Genomic DNA, 15879 nt, shown 5'->3' with positions numbered 1-15879 from the left:
TGGTCACTCCGGTCCGGGCCTCTGGCCACCAAGGTCTGGGCCATCGGGCCGGAATACAACGATCCGGAGTCGGGACTTCCGTCACGTTCACCCCTGAGTTTGAATGCGGGGGCTCGTGACCCGAGAACTTAAGGATTCGTCCATGACCTCGCAACCCTCCCTTGCGAAGGCAGACCGCAACCCCATCGATCCTGGGAATTCGCAGTCTGGAGACACCGGCGACGGCCTGAAGGCCGGGCTGAAGAACCGCCACCTCTCCATGATCGCCATCGGTGGCGTCATCGGAGCGGGGCTCTTCGTCGGCTCCAGCTCCGGCATCGCCGCCGCAGGGCCCGCCATCCTCGTGTCGTACGCCCTCGTCGGCACGATGGTGGTCCTGGTGATGCGGATGCTGGGCGAGATGGCCGCCGCACGGCCGACCTCCGGCTCCTTCTCCACTTACGCGGACCAGGCGCTCGGCCGTTGGGCCGGTTTCTCCATCGGCTGGCTCTACTGGTTCTTCTGGGTCGTGGTGCTCGCGGTGGAGGCCACCGCCGGTGCCGTCATCCTCAACGGGTGGATACCGTCCGTCCCGCAGTGGGGCTGGGCGCTCATCGTGATGGTGGTGCTCACCGCCACGAACCTCGTCTCGGTCGGCTCCTACGGTGAGTTCGAGTTCTGGTTCGCCGGGATCAAGGTCGTCGCCATCGGCGGGTTCGTGATCATCGGCCTGCTCGCCGTCTTCGGCGTGCTGCCCGGCTCCGACAACCCCGGCGCAGGATTCGCGCACCTCACCGACGCGGGCGGCTTCATGCCCAAGGGCGCGGGCGCCATCCTCACGGGCGTGCTCATGGTCGTCTTCTCGTTCATGGGCTCCGAGATCGTCACGCTGGCCGCCGGTGAGTCCGAGGACCCGCAGCGCGCCGTCACCAAGGCCACCAACAGCGTCATCTGGCGTATCGGTGTCTTCTACCTGGGCTCGATCTTCGTCGTCATCACGCTGCTTCCCTGGAACGACAAGTCGATCGTCAAGGACGGTTCGTACGTCGCCGCGCTGAACTCGATCGGCATTCCGCACGCCGGCCAGGTCATGAACGTCATCGTCCTGACGGCCGTCCTCTCCTGCCTCAACTCCGGGCTCTACACCGCCTCCCGCATGGCCTTCTCGCTCGGTCAGCGCGGTGACGCGCCCAAGGCCTTCGCGCGCACCAACGCGCGCGGTGTGCCGATGGCCGCGATCCTCGGGTCCGTCGTGTTCGGCTTCGTCGCCGTCTGGTTCAACTACCAGTGGAAGGACACCGTCTTCGACTTCCTGCTGAACTCCTCGGGCGCGGTGGCCCTGTTCGTCTGGCTGATGATCGCGTTCACCCAGCTGCGGATGCGCGGGATCATCCTGCGGGAGCAGCCGGAGAAGCTCGTCGTGAAGATGTGGCTCTTCCCGTACCTGACCTGGGTCACGATCGCGATGATCTCGTTCGTGCTCGTCTACATGCTGACCGACGAGACCGGACGCAAGCAGGTGCTGCTCTCGCTGCTCGCAGCGGCGTTCGTGGTGGCGTTCTCCCTCATCCGGGAGAAGGTGCGCCCCCGGGCCGACGCCGCCGATGCCGCCGACAGCCGCACCGCCGACACCAGCGTCGACGCCTAGCCGGTGCCGTCCGACGGTGGCGCGGTCGACGTACCCGCCACCGTCGGCACGGGCGTGCGCGGTCCCGGCGTCCCGCCGCCGCCCGGATCACGCGCGGTGACGTACATGACGGCCGCCACGGCGGCCGCGACCAGCAGCACCACGGCGGTCAGCACGTGCGAGCGCCAATCGGCCGCAGAGCGGGCGCCGGGCTGACGCGGTGACGGCGTGGGCGCGGCGAGCACCGCCCGCAGGGCCGCCTCCGTCTCGTCGAGGCCCGGCCTGCGCTCCGGCTCCTTGGCCAGGAGCGCGGCGAGCAGCGGCCGCAACCCGCTCGCCTCCGACGGCAGTTCGGGGGCCTCGTGCAGGACGGCGACCAGCGTGTTCAGGGCCGACGCGCGGGCGAACGGCGAGCTGCCGCGCAGCGCCGTGCAGAGTGTCGCCCCCAGGGACCAGAGGTCCGACGGCGGCCCCTGCTCGGCCCCGGAGACCCGCTCGGGCGCCATGTACTCGGGCGAGCCCACCAGCAGGCCCGTCCGCGTGAGGCGGCCGGTGCCCTGGAGTGCCGCGATGCCGAAATCGGTGAGCACGACCCGGTCGGCAGGTCCCCCGGGGCCGAGCAGCACGTTCTCCGGCTTGATGTCGCGGTGCACGACGCCCGCCGCGTGCACATTGCGCAGCGCCGCCACCAGGGCGAGCCCCACGCGCGTCGCCGCGCGCTCGTCCAGGGGCCCCTCTTCGTCGACGTACCGTGCGAGCGAGCGGGCGTCGACCAGCTCCATGACGATCCAGAGGCGGCCGTCCTCCTCCGCGACGTCATGGACGCGTACGACACCGGGGTGGTCGATCCGCGCGATGGCCCGCGCCTCGCGCAGCGCGCGTTCCCTGCGGACCCGTGCGTCCTCGGTCGCGGGACCCTCGAAGGGCCCGTCGACCCGCATCTCCTTCACCGCCACCCGGCGGTCGAGGAGCTCGTCGGCCGCGCGCCACACGCGGCCCATGCCGCCCTGGCCGATGACGTCGAGCAAGCGGTACCGGCCCGCCACCACGCGAAGCTCCGGCATGGGTGCCCACCCCCAACCCTCCTCTCATGACAGCACAGTCGACGCGGTTTGCCGAAGGTCGGGACAGGCCCGGAAGGCGCGGGACAGGCCACGAAAGTCCCGGAAAACTTGACGGCAGTTGTCAGGTTTACCGGGGAAGGTCTCTCAGGTCAGCAGCCCTTCTTGGAGGATCACCGTGGACTTCACCGATCAGCGACTCGTGTTCCGGCCCGGCGACGACGGGTACGACGAGGAGATCGCCGGGTTCCAGACCGGCTTCGCGCAACGGCCCGCGATCGTGTTCGCGGCCGGCGGCGCCGATGACGTCGTGGCCGCCGTGTCCTACGCCGCGAACGCGGGACTGCCCATCGGGGTCCAGGCCACGGGGCACGGGCTTCCGGGGGCCTCGGAGGGCGGCGTACTGATCAGCACCCGGCGGATGGACTCCGTCCGGATCGATGCCGCCGCGCGCACGGCAACCGTCGGCGCGGGCGTCCGCTGGGGCCAGGTCGTCGAGGCCGCGGCGGCACACGGGCTCGCGCCGCTGAACGGTTCGGCGCCGGGCGTGGGCGCCGTCTCGTACACGCTGGGCGGGGGACTCGGCATTCTCGCCCGGGAGTTCGGGTACGCCGCCGACCACGTGCGGTGGCTCGACGTCGTCACGGCTGACGGCACACTGCGCCACGTCACGGCTCACAGCGAGCCCGAGCTCTGGTGGGGGCTGCTCGGTGGGGGCGCGAACCTCGGGGTGGTGACGGCCCTGGAGATCGGGCTCGTGCCGGTGTCGCGGCTGTACGGCGGGGCGATCGAGTTCGACGGGCGTGAGGTGGACCCGGGGGACGTGCTCCGGGCTTACGAGGCGTGGACGCGGACCGTGCCGGACGAGCTGACCTCGTCGGTGGCGGCGCTGGTCTACCCGGACATCCCGCAGCTGCCGCCCCATCTGCGGGGCCGCTACCTCGTCACGGTCCGGGTCGCGTACACGGGCTCCGAGGCCGCGGGCGAGCGTCTTGTGGCGCCGTTGCGGGAGATCGGGCCCGCGGTGTCGGACTCGCTGCGGGAGATGCCGTACACCGAAAGCCACACGATCCACAGCGACCCGGACTTCCCGCACTCCTACTACGGGGACAGCGTGGTCGTGCGGGAGCTGGACGTCGCGGCGGCGTGCGAGCTGTTCGCGCTGACCGGTCCGGCCGCCGAGACGATGCACGTCGTCCAGATCAACCAGCTCGGCGGGGCGCTGGCGAAGCCCGCGGGCAATGCGGTGCCCCACCGGGACGCGGGGTGGCTGGTGCGGGTGCTCTCGCCGCTGGACGGCACGGACCTCGACGCGGTGCGGGCCGTGCAGGCACAGGCGTTCGGTCTCTTCGCTCCGGGAATCCAGGGGCGGTTGCTCAACTTCGCCTTCGCCGCCGGGGATCGGACCGCGGGTCTGTACGACTCCGGGACGCGAAAGAGGCTCGCCGAGCTGAAGGCCACGTATGACCCGGCGAACCTCTTCCGGCGTAACTACGGCGTGAGGGGCGGTAGTTGAGGGGCCGCTAGCGGTCGAGGAGCTTCCACGCCGTCGGCAGCGCGCCCATCGCGAGCGCGGCCTTGAGGGCGTCGCCGATCAGGAAGGGCGTGAGTCCGGCGGCGACGGCCTGGGCCGGCGACATGCCGGTCGCGGCGGCGAGGTACGGGACACCGACCGCGTAGATGATCGCCGAGCCGAGCACCATCGTGCCCGCGGTGCGCAGGACGGAACGGTCGCCGCCGCGGCGGGCGAGGGCGCCGACCACGGTGGCGGCGAGGAGCATACCGAGGACGTAGCCCAGGGACGGGGCGGCGACGCCGGAGCCCGCCTCGGCGAACCACGGCATGCCCGCCATGCCCACGAGGGCGTACACGGCGAGGGCTAGGAAGCCGCGGCGGGCGCCGAGGGCGGTGCCGACGAGGAGGGCGGCGAAGGTCTGTCCCGTCACCGGTACGGGGGAGCCCGGGACGGGCACCGCGATCTGGGCCGCGATGCCGGTGAGGGCGGCGCCGCCGAGGACGAACGCCGCGTCCTTCGCGCGGGACGCGGGCAGCAGGTCGGCGAGGACCTGGCCTGGACGGGAAGAGACGGCGGCGATGCTCATCGGGACTCCGCGGGTTCTGGGACGGGCAGGTGGGACCCCGCGACGCTATCTCAGGCGGGGGCGCCTTTCACCGGCGGTGGGCGACAAGGTGCCGGGTGGCCCGGTGGTGGGTTCCGCACAAAGCGCGGGGGGTATCCCTGCGGGGGGCGTGATGCTCGTCACTGAGGTGAGGGGCGATTTGAGCCCGCTTTGCGCGGGAGGCTACAGCCCGGCGACACTGTAGGTTCCCGCCAAGCCTTTGTGATCCCGAGAGCAGCGCTGAGCACCATGCACGACGCACCCCCCGATGAATCGGCACCCAGCAGTGGGGGTTGTGCCCACCCGTCCCGCCGACGCCTGCCCACAACGGTAGAGCCGGAACCTCTCGGCGGCGGCCTCAAGCAGCGGCATCTGACCATGCTCGGGCTCGGTGGAGTCATCGGGGCGGGGCTTTTCGTCGGCTCGGGGGCCGGGATCGCCGTGGCCGGGCCCGGGATCGTCGTCTCGTATCTCATCGCCGGTGCGCTCGCGATGTGCGTGATGCGGATGCTCGGCGAGATGTCGGCCGCGATGCCCGCCTCCGGGTCCTTCTCCGTGCACGCCGAGCGTGCGCTCGGCCGCTGGGCGGGGTTCAGCGTCGGGTGGCTCTACTGGTTCCTGCTCGTCGTCGTGCTCGCCGTGGAGGCGACCGGTGCGGCGCAGATCGCCAGCGGCTGGGCGCCGGGCGTGCCGCAGTGGGCCTGGGTGCTGATCTTCATGCTGGTGTTCACCGCGGCCAACCTGGCCGCGGTGAAGAACTTCGGCGAGTTCGAGTTCTGGTTCGCCGCCCTGAAGGTGTTCGCGATCGTCGCGTTCCTGGTGCTCGGTCTTCTCGCGGTCTTCGGGGTGCTTCCGGACACGGAGCCCGCGGGCCTCACCAACCTCACCGGGCACGGCGGCTTTCTGCCCAACGGCTGGGAGGGCGTCACCTCCGGCGTGCTCGCCGTCGTGTTCGCCTTCGGCGGCCTCGAGGTCGTGACGATCGCGGCCGCCGAGTCGGACGACCCGGTGCGCTCGGTCGCCCGCGCCGTGCGCAGCGCCGTCTATCGCATCCTCTTCTTCTACGTCGGCTCGATGCTCGTGATCGTGACGGTGCTGCCCTGGACGGCCCAGAAGGCCGGCGTCAGTCCGTATGTGACGGTCCTCGACTCGATCGGGGTGCCGTCCGCGGGCACGATCATGAACATCGTGGTGTTCGTGGCGCTGCTCTCGGCACTGAACGCCAATCTCTACGGTTCGTCCCGGATGGTCTTCTCGCTGGCCGAACGCGGCGAGGCGCCGAAGGCCCTGCTGAAGGTGTCGGGCGGCGGGGTCCCGCGCCGGGCGGTGCTCGCGTCGGTGGCCTTCGGCTTCGTCTCCGTCGTACTCAATCTGAAGTGGCCCGACTCGGTCTTCCTCTACATGCTCAACTCGGTCGGCGCGGTGCTCCTTTTCGTGTGGGCACTGATCGCGGTCTCGCAGCTACGGCTGCGCCGCCGCATCGAGCGTGAGGCCCCGGAGCGGCTCGTCCTGCGGATGTGGGCCTTCCCGTACCTGACGTGGGCGGCGCTCGCGGCGATGGCGGCCGTGCTCGGCCTGATGCTGACCGACGACGCGGCCCGGCCGCAGCTGCTGTGGTCGGCGGGTGCGACCTGTCTGGTGCTCGCGGTCGCGGGGCTACGGGAGTGGCGCGAGGCGCGCATGAAACGCGCGTGAACATCTCGTGTCCACATCTTCACAACGTGTGAGCGTCGTGTCCGTATAGCGGTCAGGTGTTCCCTGTCAGCGGTACCTGACTTCAGACTGTGGGCCGCTCGCTCCCCCGTCTCAGCTACTGAACAGGGCACGCCCATGTCTCGGACGTCCACCCCCCAGGACGCATCGCCAGGCGCATCACCCGACGAGGCCCCCAAGGTCGATTCCCCGCTCGTCCACGGACTGAAGCAGCGGCACCTCTCCATGATCGCCCTCGGTGGCGTCATCGGAGCGGGCCTCTTCGTGGGCTCCGGAGCGGGCATCGCCGCGGCGGGCCCCTCGATCGTCCTCGCCTACGCGATATCCGGCGCGCTCGTCATGCTCGTGATGCGCATGCTCGGTGAGATGTCGGCGGCGAACCCGGCGTCAGGCTCGTTCTCGGTCCACGCCGAGCGGGCGATCGGCCCGTGGGCGGGCTTCACCGCGGGCTGGGGCTTCTGGTTCCTGCTCTGCGTGGCCGTCGGACTCGAAGGCATCGGCGCCGCGAAGATCATGGTCGGCTGGTTCCCCGACAGCCCCGAGTGGGCCTGGGTCGCCCTCTTCATGCTGGTGTTCTGCGGGGCCAACCTGACGGCCGTGAAGAACTTCGGCGAGTTCGAGTTCTGGTTCGCCGCGCTCAAGGTCGGCGCGATCGCGCTCTTCCTCGGCATCGGCGTCCTCGCGATCCTCGGCATCCTGCCCGGCTCGGACGCCTCCGCCCCCGGCACGGCCAACCTCACCGGTGAGGGCGGGTTCATGCCGAACGGCACGGACGGCCTGATCATCGGCCTCCTCGCGTCCGTCTTCGCGTACGGCGGTCTGGAGACCGTCACGATCGCGGCAGCGGAGTCCGAGAAGCCCGTCCAGAGCGTCGCCAAGGCCGTGCGCACGGCGATGTGGCGCATCGCCGTCTTCTACGTCGGCTCGATGCTCGTCGTCGTCACGCTGCTCCCCTGGGACAACAAGGAGGTCGTGGCGAAGGGCCCGTACGTCGCCACCCTCGACCACCTGGGCATCCCCGGCGCCGGCCAGATCATGAACGTCATCGTCCTGATCGCCCTGCTCTCCGCGATGAACGCCAACATCTACGGCGCCTCGCGCATGTCGTACTCCCTGATCGCACGCGGCCAGGGCCCCAAGGCGCTCGGCCGCGTCCACAGCGGCGTCCCGCGCCTGGCGGTCCTCGCCTCCTCGGTCTTCGGCTTCGTCTGCGTCCTGCTCAGCTACTGGCGCCCGGACGACGTCTTCCCGTGGCTCCTGAACATGATCGGCGCGATGATCCTGGTCGTCTGGATCTTCATCGCCGCCTCGCAGCTGATCCTGCGCCGCAGGACGGAGCGCGAGGAGCCGCAGAAGCTGGTCGTGAAGATGTGGGCCTACCCGTTCCTGACCTGGGTCGCGCTTGCCGCGATGGCGTACATCTTCTACCTGATGACGGAACAGCCCGACACCCGCAAGCAGCTCCTGGCGACGGGCACGCTGACGCTGGCGCTCGCGATCATCGGATTCGTACGGCAGAAGACGGCGGAGAAGCGTGCGGCCGTCGCCGCCGAGTAGCAGCGACGCGAGAGGGCCCCGAGTCGACCGACTCGGGGCCCTCTCGCGTTTTCCCGGTCTCCGGTCTCCGGTCTCCGGTCCTAGGACGAAGGGCTGATCATCCCCACCCTTCCTCCACCCACTCCTGCTGCTAGCCTGCACTTGCACATTGATTGCAATAAGCGTTGCACTACAGCGGAGCAGCAGTCGGAGGGCTCGGATCATGGCCATTTACACGCTTCCAGAACTTCCGTACGACTACGCGGCGCTCGAGCCGGTCATCAACCCCCAGATCGTCGAGCTGCATCACGACAAGCACCACGCGGCGTACGTGAAGGGCGCGAACGACACCCTTGAGCAGCTGGAGGAGGCGCGCGACAAGGAGACGTGGGGCGCCATCAACGGGCTGGAGAAGAACCTGGCCTTCCACCTCTCCGGCCACATCCTGCACAGCATCTACTGGCACAACATGAACAGCCCGAAGGACGGTGGCGGCGGCGAGCCGCTGGCCGCGGACGGTGTCGGTGACCTCGCGGACGCGATCACCGAGTCCTTCGGCTCCTTCGCCAAGTTCAAGGCCCAGCTGACCAAGGCCGCGGCGACCACGCAGGGTTCGGGCTGGGGCGTGCTCGCCTACGAGCCGCTCAGCAACCGCCTCATCGTCGAGCAGGTCTACGACCACCAGGGCAACGTCGGCCAGGGCTCGACGCCGATCCTGGTCTTCGACGCCTGGGAGCACGCCTTCTACCTGCAGTACAAGAACCAGAAGGTGGACTTCATCGACGCGATGTGGGCCGTCGTCAACTGGCAGGACGTCGCCAAGCGTTACGACGCCGCGAAGCAGCGCGTGAACAGCCTGCTGCTGGCCCCCTGAGATCGTCCTGCCTCGTGATCGTCTTCTCAACCTTCGCTGAGGCAGGCGGATGGACGAAAGGCCCCCGTGAGGACATGACTCACGGGGGTCTTTCGGTGTGCGGGGTCCCGGAGGACGCTGGGGCCATGTCAGATCCCTGGAGGCGCTGCCTGAACTGCGGCGACACCCACCAGAACTTCCAGAAGCCCACGGGAGACGCACTGGACATCGTCGTCGCCCGGGTGGGCCCGGCCGACGCGGGCAAATACTGGCGGTGCGGTCGCCAGGGCTGCCTGCGGGTACAGAACTACTTCGCCCACCGGGACGGCTTCGACCTGCCGCCGTCGTTCGGCTAGCTCAGTCGAAGACCGGCCCCTGCGTACGCGTCCGCTTGATCTCGTAGAAGCCCGGCGTGGACGCGACCAGGAGCGTGCCGTCCCAGAGCCTTGCCGCCGCCTCGCCCTTGGGGGCGGGCGTCACGACGGGGCCGAAGAAGGCGACCTGCTCGCCGTCCGCGCCGGGAACGGCGATGACGGGCGTGCCGACGTCCTGGCCGACCTTGTCGATGCCCTCCTGGTGGGAGGCGCGCAGCTGGGTGTCGTACACGTCCGAGTCCGCGTAGTCCGCGAGGTCCTCGGGCAGGCCGACGTCCTTGAGCGCGGCGACGACCGCCTCGCGGGTCGGACCCTCGCCCTGGTTGTGGAAGCGGGTGCCAAGGGCGGTGTAGAGCTTGCCGGTGTACTCGTCACCGTGCTTCTGCTGGGCGGCGATGACGACGCGGACCGGGCCCCAGGCCTGCGTCGCGAGCATCTCGCGGTACTCCTCGGGCAGCTCGTCGAGCCTGTCCTCGTTCAGCACGGCGAGGCTCATGACATGCCAGCGGACCTCGACATCGCGCACCTTCTCCACCTCGAGCATCCAGCGCGAGGTCATCCAGGCCCACGGGCACAGAGGGTCGAACCAGAAGTCGACGGGGATCTTGCCAGGCTTGCCGTTCTCGGACATGTCTCTCCCTAGGGAATACGTGCGCGCTTGGCCAGGGGAACGTCAGTGATCTACCCGGGCATTCCCCGATACCGCCCGCTGAGGGCACATGCGAGGATCGTAGACATTCGTACAGGTCGTGCGATCCACGACTTCCACATGCGAGTACAAGGGAGTACCGCCCGTGCCCGGTGAGAATCTTTCCCGCGACGAGGCCCAGGAAAGGGCCGCACTGTTGTCCGTCGACGGGTACGAGGTCTTTCTCGACCTGCGCTCCGCGCTCGGCGAGAGCGACCAGGAGCCGCGCACGTTCCGCTCCGTCACCACCCTGCGCTTCCGCTGCGCCGACCCCGGCGCCACGAGCTTCGCCGACCTGATCGCCCCGAGCGTCACGGCGGTGTCCCTCAACGGCAGGGACCTGGACCCGGCCGAGGTTTTCGACGGCACGCGGATCACGCTGGACGACCTGGCCGCGGAGAACGAACTGGTGGTGGACGCCCAGTGCGCCTTCAGCCGCACCGGCGAGGGCATGCACCGCTTCGTCGACCCGGAGGACGGCGAGGTCTATCTGTACACGCAGTACGAGCCCGCGGACTCGCGCCGCGTCTTCGCCAACTTCGAGCAGCCCGACCTGAAGGCCCCCTTCCGTTTCGAGGTGCGGGCGCCCGAGGGATGGACCGCCTGGTCGAACGGCGCCGGTGAACTGGTCGACGGCGTATGGAAGTTCGCCGAGACGAAGCCGATCTCGACGTACATCACCGCGGTCGTCGCGGGTCCCTATCACTACGTGACGGACTCCTACAGCCGCACCTTCGAGGACGGCACGACGCTGGACATCCCGCTCGGCGCGCTGTGCAGGAAGGGGCTGGCGAAGCACTTCGACGCGGACGACGTCTTCCTGGTGACCAAGCAGGGGCTCGACTTCTTCCACGACAACTTCGACTACCCGTACCCCTTCGGGAAGTACGACCAGGCCTTCGTCCCCGAGTACAACCTGGGCGCGATGGAGAACCCCGGCTGTGTGACCTTCCGCGAGGAGTTCATCTTCCGCGGCAAGGTGACCCAGGCGTCGTACGAGCGCCGGGCCAACGTCATCCTGCACGAGATGGCGCACATGTGGTTCGGCGACCTCGTCACCATGCGCTGGTGGGACGACCTGTGGCTCAAGGAGTCCTTCGCCGACTTCATGGGCGCCTTCTCGATGGTCGAGGCGACCCGTTTCACCAACGGCTGGATCACCTTCGCCAACAACCGCAAGGCGTGGGCCTACCGCGCCGACCAGCTGCCCTCCACGCACCCGGTCACGGCCGACATCCGCGACCTGGAGGACGCCAAACTCAACTTCGACGGGATCACGTACGCGAAGGGCGCGAGCGTCCTGAAGCAGCTCGTCGCCTATGCCGGGCGCGACGCGTTCCTCGAAGGCGCCCGGCGCTACTTCAAGCGCCACGCGTACGGGAACACCCGGCTCGGCGACCTGCTGTCGGTCCTTGAGGAAACCTCAGGGCGCGACATGGCGTCCTGGTCGCGGTCGTGGCTGCAGACGGCGGGCGTCAACTCCCTCACGCCCCAGGTGATTTTGAACGCGGAGGGCCGGATCACCGAGCTCTCCGTGCTCCAGGAAGCCTCCGGCTCTGCTCATCAGCCGGCTCCGCCGACGGGCACCCCCGAACTGCGTCCGCACCGCGTGGCGGTGGGTCTGTACCGCCGCACGCCCGAGGGTGAGCTCACCCGGTACGCACGCGCGGAGCTGGACGTCGAAGGGCCGCGGGCGGTGGTGTCCGAGCTGGCCGGCGAGGAAGCCCCCGATCTCGTCCTGGTCAACGACGACGACCTGACGTACTGCAAGATCCGCTTCGACGAGAACTCCCTCGACACGCTGCGGGCGCACCTCGGCGACCTCACCGATCCGCTCGCCCGCGCGCTGTGCTGGTCCGCGCTGTGGAATCTCACCCGGGACGCGCTCATGCCCGCACGGGACTTCATCGGGCTCGTGCTGCGGTTCGCGGGGCGCGAGAGCGACATCGGCGTCCTTCAGATGCTGCACACCTGGGCGGAGTCCGCCCTCACCTTCTACGCGGCCCCCGAGTGGCGCGAGGAGGGCGGGCGGGCGCTCGCCGAGGGCGCGCTGCGGGAGCTGCGGATCGCGGAGCCCGGCAGCCAGAACCAGCTGACGTGGGCGAGGTTCTTCGCCGCTGTGGCCTCGTCCGCGGCCGATCTCCAGCTCTTGCAGGGCCTCCTCGAAGGGACGGCGAAGATCGACGGCCTGGACGTCGACCAGGAGCTGCGCTGGTCCTTCCTCGGTCCGCTGGCCGCTCACGGCGTCGCCGATGAGCGGGTGCTCGCCGCCGAGCTGGTCCGGGACGACACGGCTTCGGGCAAGCGACATCAGGTGCGGTGCCTGGCGGCGCGGCCCTCCGCGGCGGTGAAGGCGCAGGCGTGGGCCTCCGTGGTGGAGTCCGACTCCCTGTCGAACGCGCTGGCGGGGGCGACGATCTCGGGCTTCGCGCAGTCGTCCCAGCGGGAGCTGACCGCTCCGTACGCCCCGCTGTACTTCGCCGCCATCGAGCGGGTGTGGGCGGAGCGCTCCATCCAGATCGGCATGGACGTGGTGAGGGGGCTGTTCCCGCACCTCCAGGACGATCAGGGGACGCTGGACGCGGCGGACCTGTGGCTCGCCTCGCACGAGTCGGCCGCGCCCGCACTGCGGCGGCTCGTGCTCGAGGCCCGGGACGACCTCGCGCGCTCGCTCCAGGCACAGGCGTGCGACGCCGCGGCCTCCTAGGGCACCCGGGGTGGGCGCCGCGTCGACCGCTGCTCGGCGGCTTCGGCGTGGCGCCCACGACGGGGAGGAGGACCGTCGGCACGTACCGCGCGCAAACGGACCTTTTCGGCAGTCGAACGTCTGCACTTTAGTGCGGGGTTGTCCGGTTATGTCGACGAGCGTGTAACAGCGGTTAGGGGGCGGTTCAGCGGCGGGAATGGCCCGGTCATGAACCACAACACCCCGCTCTCCCCCCGCCCCCTCCGTCACCTCGCCGACGTCCAGCGCCGCGTGATGAGCACCGCCCAGCTCCGCGCCCACGGCGTCTGTGCCGCCGACCTCGCCGCCCACTGCCGCCCGGAAGGCCCCTGGCAGCAGCTGCTCCCGGGGGTCTGTCTGCTGCACCCGGGCCCGCCGACCAGCGAAGAGCGCCTGCACGGCGCCCTGTTGTTCGCCGGACGGCCGCCGGCCAAGGCCGCCAAGTCGGTGCCCGCACAGCCCGGCGCGGGCGATCCGCACGCCCCGTACGCCGACGCCCTGATCACCGGACTCGCGGCGCTCACTCTGCACCGCTTCTCGTCGGCTCCCCCGCTGCTCTCCCTGGACCGCATCGACGTCCTGGTCCCGCGCACCCGGCGGCTGCGCTCCACCGGCTTCGCACGCCTCGTGCGGACCCCGGCCCTGCCGACCGCCGTACAGATCGGCGGAGTTCCGGTGGCCCCGGTGCCGCGCGCGCTCGCCGACGCCGTGGCGGGCCTGGGCGAGGCGGCCGCCGTGCGCAGGCTGCTCACCGAGGCGGTGCGCGACGGTCACTGCGAACCGGCGGCCGCTGTCCGGGAGTTGAGCCAGGCGAAGCTGCTCACCCGTCCGCATGTCGTGGACGCGGTGGACTCCCTGCTCGCCGAGGGGCGGGCCCTCGCCGAGGACCGGCTCTACCGGATGGTCACCGAGCACGACCTGCCCGATCCGCTGTGGAACGTCGACCTGCGATTGCCCGGCGGACCGCATCTGGGGGGCGTGGACGCCTACTGGCCCGATCTGGCCGTCGCGCTCGAGCTGGACACACGGGTGACCCGGCAGGGGTTCCGGCAGGACGACGACGCGCTGTGGTCCGAATACGCCCGTAAGCGCGAACAGTTGGAGCGGCTCGGCATCACCGTCGTGCACCTGACGCCCAAGAAGCTGCGCGAGTCGCTGGAGCAGCAGGCGACCGTCGTGCGGACGGCCCTGATGGCGTCGAGCGACCGTGATCCCGCCGCGTATGTGGTGGTGCTGCCCAGGTAGCGAAAGGGGGCGGAGCCCGTGTCTGCGGGCCCGCCCCCTACTTTCGCGCGCGGCCGAGGGGGTTTCAGCCCTTCTTGAGGACGAGCTCCGTGTTCCGGTCGCCCGGCTCGCCGCCCAGCGCGGGCTTGGCACCCGGGGCGTTGAAGGACAGTTCGCGGTAGAGCGCGGCGAGGCCGGTCTGGGAGAGATCGGCGTAATCCGTGCGGTGCGGGGCCGACGACTCGATGAGGGTGGTGAAGAGGGAGATCGTGCCGTCGTGGTTGTCGCTCACCTCCACGACGCGGGCCAGCTGCGGGAAGTCGATGTGCGAGGCCGTGGAGACCTCCCAGAAGGAGCCGCGCGGGGTCTGGTGCGCGGTGATCCGGTTCTTGTGGCTGTGTCCGTTGACCCAGGCGAGGACGGAACTGTGGCGGGCGAGGAGGGCGACGATCTCGTCACCTCCGTGCCTGCCCTCGCGCGGGCGGTCCGGGTCAGCGCGCAGGTTCCGCATCGTCCGGCTGGTGTGGTGGCTGAAGACGATGACGTACGACCCGCCGCCGTCCTTCTCCTCGTTCGCCTTCAGCTCCCGCTCCAGCCACTCCGTCTGGGCCGTGCCGAGCGAACCTTCGTAGTGGCCGCCGGGGTCCGTCGAGTCCAGGCTGATGCCGAGTACGTCGTCGCTGATGCGGAACGAGTAGTACTGGGTGCCCGCGTCGAGGTTCTCCCGCGTGTAGCCGTGTCCGGCGGGGCCGTGGCCCTTGTACGCCGGATCGAGATGGGCCGCGACGTATTCGGCGGGGGTGAAGGGCGCGCGGCTCTCGTCCGGGGTGACCGAGCGCATCCGCCGCGCCTCGCTCTTCAGGAGCTCCTTGAACTGCGCGCCCTTGGGGTCGCGGCCCTTCTTCACGGCCTTCCACAGCGCGGCGCCGCGCGGCTCGTCGAGCGACATCAGCTTGCGTCCGCCGACGGCGAATTCGGAGAAGTACGAGTCGCCGGGCCCCCAGCAGCCGCCGGGCAGCGCGTCGTGGTTGCCGACGGTCGAGTACCAGGGAAGTCCGAGACCGGGGCTGTTGACCTCGCGGAGCGCGGCCTCCAGGAAGCCGTCGACCCGCGGGAAGCCGAGGGCCTTGTCGGAGTCGCGGAGGTCGTCGTCGGGGTGCCAGTACAGCTTCAGGCCGCTGTCCTGCACGCCTTCGTAGCGGCGCGGGTCACCGGTGTTGGGGTTGATGCGCCCGCCGCTCATGGTCTTGAGGAACCAGTCGAGCTCGGAACGTGAGTTGTTGTCGGTGTTGTCGCCCGTCGTCACCACGCAGTGCAGCGGCGATCCGGTGGCGGGCGCGCCGCGCAGCGCGTTGACCCGCTCGACGAGCGCGACCGCGCCTGCCACGGAGAGGGCCTCCTGCGGGCGCCAGGCGCTCGCGGTCTGGGCCCGCAGATACTCGTACCGCAGCGGATGCTGCACGTCGACCAGGTGCAGGTCGGTGAATTGGACGAACGCGGCGAGCGGGGTGCGCCGCCCCTCGCGGCCACCCTTGGCGGCGGCCAGATCACCGCGGACCACGCGGTCCCAGGCGGGGCCGTCGCCGAGCCGCCGGTAGCCGGAGGTGCCGCGCGGGGTGGCGACCGCACCCAGCGTGGTGCCGCCCCGGTACGGCGCCAGGGGTGCGGCGGGCGCCTGCCGGGAGAGCGCGACGGGGGCGGGTCTGCTGGGGGCGGCATGGCTGGTGCCGGGCCGCAGGGCATAGCCGATGCCCGCGGAGAGGGAGACGGCTCCGGTGGTCGCCAGGAAGGCCCGGCGGTCCACGGCGGACAGGGCGGAGTGGGCGGTGGACTGGGCGGCGGTGGCGACGATGCGTATGCGCGACATGGCGCGGTCTCCCCGATTGCGAACGCGTCGGCAGTGGTCGCGGGCAGCTCCGCACCAGGCGAAATTCCCGCTCTACTGGATCGTTGGCATCCGGGATGGCCTGCACGTTAAC

12 protein-coding genes are annotated in these 15879 nt (G+C 70.2%); 8 read left to right on the top strand and 4 right to left on the bottom strand.

Annotation, left to right across the window (positions count from 1 at the left end):
- Positions 1–142: 142 nt before the first annotated feature.
- Complete coding sequence (locus AB0I94_RS13040) at positions 143–1627, top strand: amino acid permease (RefSeq protein ID WP_363309566.1); 1485 nt, start codon at positions 143–145, stop codon at positions 1625–1627.
- Here the strand turns inward: AB0I94_RS13040 and AB0I94_RS13035 are convergent.
- Entirely contained in the window at positions 1624–2670 is a 1047-nt protein-coding gene (locus AB0I94_RS13035) for a serine/threonine-protein kinase (protein ID WP_363309565.1), read from the bottom strand. The two genes, AB0I94_RS13040 and AB0I94_RS13035, sit on opposite strands and share 4 nt — an antisense overlap.
- A 175-nt stretch (positions 2671–2845) precedes the next feature.
- Here AB0I94_RS13035 and AB0I94_RS13030 point away from each other — a divergent pair, with 175 nt between their 5' ends.
- The gene (locus AB0I94_RS13030; RefSeq protein WP_363309564.1) at positions 2846–4183 is read left to right on the top strand and encodes an FAD-binding oxidoreductase; all 1338 of its coding nucleotides are present in this window, start codon (positions 2846–2848) and stop codon (positions 4181–4183) included.
- A 7-nt stretch (positions 4184–4190) separates the two neighbouring features.
- On the opposite strand, the gene AB0I94_RS13025 is transcribed toward AB0I94_RS13030, so the two are convergent.
- The gene (locus AB0I94_RS13025; protein WP_363309563.1) at positions 4191–4769 is read right to left on the bottom strand and encodes a biotin transporter BioY; all 579 of its coding nucleotides are present in this window, start codon (positions 4767–4769) and stop codon (positions 4191–4193) included.
- A gap of 396 nt (positions 4770–5165) precedes the next feature.
- Here AB0I94_RS13025 and AB0I94_RS13020 point away from each other — a divergent pair, with 396 nt between their 5' ends.
- From AB0I94_RS13020 to AB0I94_RS13005, 4 genes are all read left to right on the top strand, one after another.
- The gene (locus AB0I94_RS13020) at positions 5166–6482 is read left to right on the top strand and encodes an amino acid permease (RefSeq protein ID WP_363309602.1); all 1317 of its coding nucleotides are present in this window, start codon (positions 5166–5168) and stop codon (positions 6480–6482) included.
- A gap of 135 nt (positions 6483–6617) precedes the next feature.
- The gene (locus AB0I94_RS13015) at positions 6618–8057 is read left to right on the top strand and encodes an amino acid permease (protein ID WP_363309562.1); all 1440 of its coding nucleotides are present in this window, start codon (positions 6618–6620) and stop codon (positions 8055–8057) included.
- Positions 8058–8259: 202 nt separating this feature from the next.
- Positions 8260–8910: a superoxide dismutase gene (locus AB0I94_RS13010; protein ID WP_160505044.1), complete on the top strand. Its 651-nt coding sequence runs from the start codon at positions 8260–8262 to the stop codon at positions 8908–8910.
- Between the two features lie 125 nt (positions 8911–9035).
- Entirely contained in the window at positions 9036–9245 is a 210-nt protein-coding gene (locus AB0I94_RS13005; protein WP_363309561.1) for a hypothetical protein, read from the top strand.
- A gap of 1 nt (position 9246) precedes the next feature.
- On the opposite strand, the gene AB0I94_RS13000 is transcribed toward AB0I94_RS13005, so the two are convergent.
- Positions 9247–9894 carry a DsbA family protein gene (locus AB0I94_RS13000; protein ID WP_363309560.1) on the bottom strand — a complete coding sequence of 216 codons (648 nt, stop codon included), beginning with the start codon at positions 9892–9894 and terminating at the stop codon, positions 9247–9249.
- Between the two features lie 163 nt (positions 9895–10057).
- Here AB0I94_RS13000 and pepN point away from each other — a divergent pair, with 163 nt between their 5' ends.
- Both pepN and AB0I94_RS12990 read left to right on the top strand, forming a co-directional pair.
- Positions 10058–12658 carry an aminopeptidase N gene (pepN, locus tag AB0I94_RS12995; protein ID WP_363309559.1) on the top strand — a complete coding sequence of 867 codons (2601 nt, stop codon included), beginning with the start codon at positions 10058–10060 and terminating at the stop codon, positions 12656–12658.
- Between the two features lie 207 nt (positions 12659–12865).
- Positions 12866–13921: a hypothetical protein gene (locus AB0I94_RS12990; protein WP_363309558.1), complete on the top strand. Its 1056-nt coding sequence runs from the start codon at positions 12866–12868 to the stop codon at positions 13919–13921.
- Between the two features lie 64 nt (positions 13922–13985).
- On the opposite strand, the gene AB0I94_RS12985 is transcribed toward AB0I94_RS12990, so the two are convergent.
- Entirely contained in the window at positions 13986–15767 is a 1782-nt protein-coding gene (locus AB0I94_RS12985; RefSeq protein WP_363309557.1) for a TIGR03767 family metallophosphoesterase, read from the bottom strand.
- Positions 15768–15879 lie beyond the last annotated feature (112 nt).

The organism is Streptomyces sp. NPDC050147, assembly GCF_040660195.1.
Classification (GTDB): domain Bacteria; phylum Actinomycetota; class Actinomycetes; order Streptomycetales; family Streptomycetaceae; genus Streptomyces.
The sequence above is the reverse complement of the archived record's forward strand: the minus strand, read 5'-3'. Positions and strand labels throughout refer to the sequence as shown.

What these genes read in the sequence shown, in the direction of transcription:
- AB0I94_RS13005 (WP_363309561.1), top strand. Translation starts at nt 9,036, where the DNA reads ATGTCAGATCCCTGGAGGCGCTGCCTGAACTGCGGCGACACCCACCAG.
- AB0I94_RS12990 (WP_363309558.1), top strand. Translation starts at nt 12,866, where the DNA reads ATGAACCACAACACCCCGCTCTCCCCCCGCCCCCTCCGTCACCTCGCC.
- AB0I94_RS13025 (WP_363309563.1), bottom strand. Translation starts at nt 4,769, where the DNA reads ATGAGCATCGCCGCCGTCTCTTCCCGTCCAGGCCAGGTCCTCGCCGAC.
- AB0I94_RS13015 (WP_363309562.1), top strand. Translation starts at nt 6,618, where the DNA reads ATGTCTCGGACGTCCACCCCCCAGGACGCATCGCCAGGCGCATCACCC.
- AB0I94_RS12985 (WP_363309557.1), bottom strand. Translation starts at nt 15,767, where the DNA reads ATGTCGCGCATACGCATCGTCGCCACCGCCGCCCAGTCCACCGCCCAC.
- AB0I94_RS13040 (WP_363309566.1), top strand. Translation starts at nt 143, where the DNA reads ATGACCTCGCAACCCTCCCTTGCGAAGGCAGACCGCAACCCCATCGAT.
- AB0I94_RS13000 (WP_363309560.1), bottom strand. Translation starts at nt 9,894, where the DNA reads ATGTCCGAGAACGGCAAGCCTGGCAAGATCCCCGTCGACTTCTGGTTC.
- AB0I94_RS13035 (WP_363309565.1), bottom strand. Translation starts at nt 2,670, where the DNA reads ATGCCGGAGCTTCGCGTGGTGGCGGGCCGGTACCGCTTGCTCGACGTC.
- AB0I94_RS13020 (WP_363309602.1), top strand. Translation starts at nt 5,166, where the DNA reads ATGCTCGGGCTCGGTGGAGTCATCGGGGCGGGGCTTTTCGTCGGCTCG.
- AB0I94_RS13010 (WP_160505044.1), top strand. Translation starts at nt 8,260, where the DNA reads ATGGCCATTTACACGCTTCCAGAACTTCCGTACGACTACGCGGCGCTC.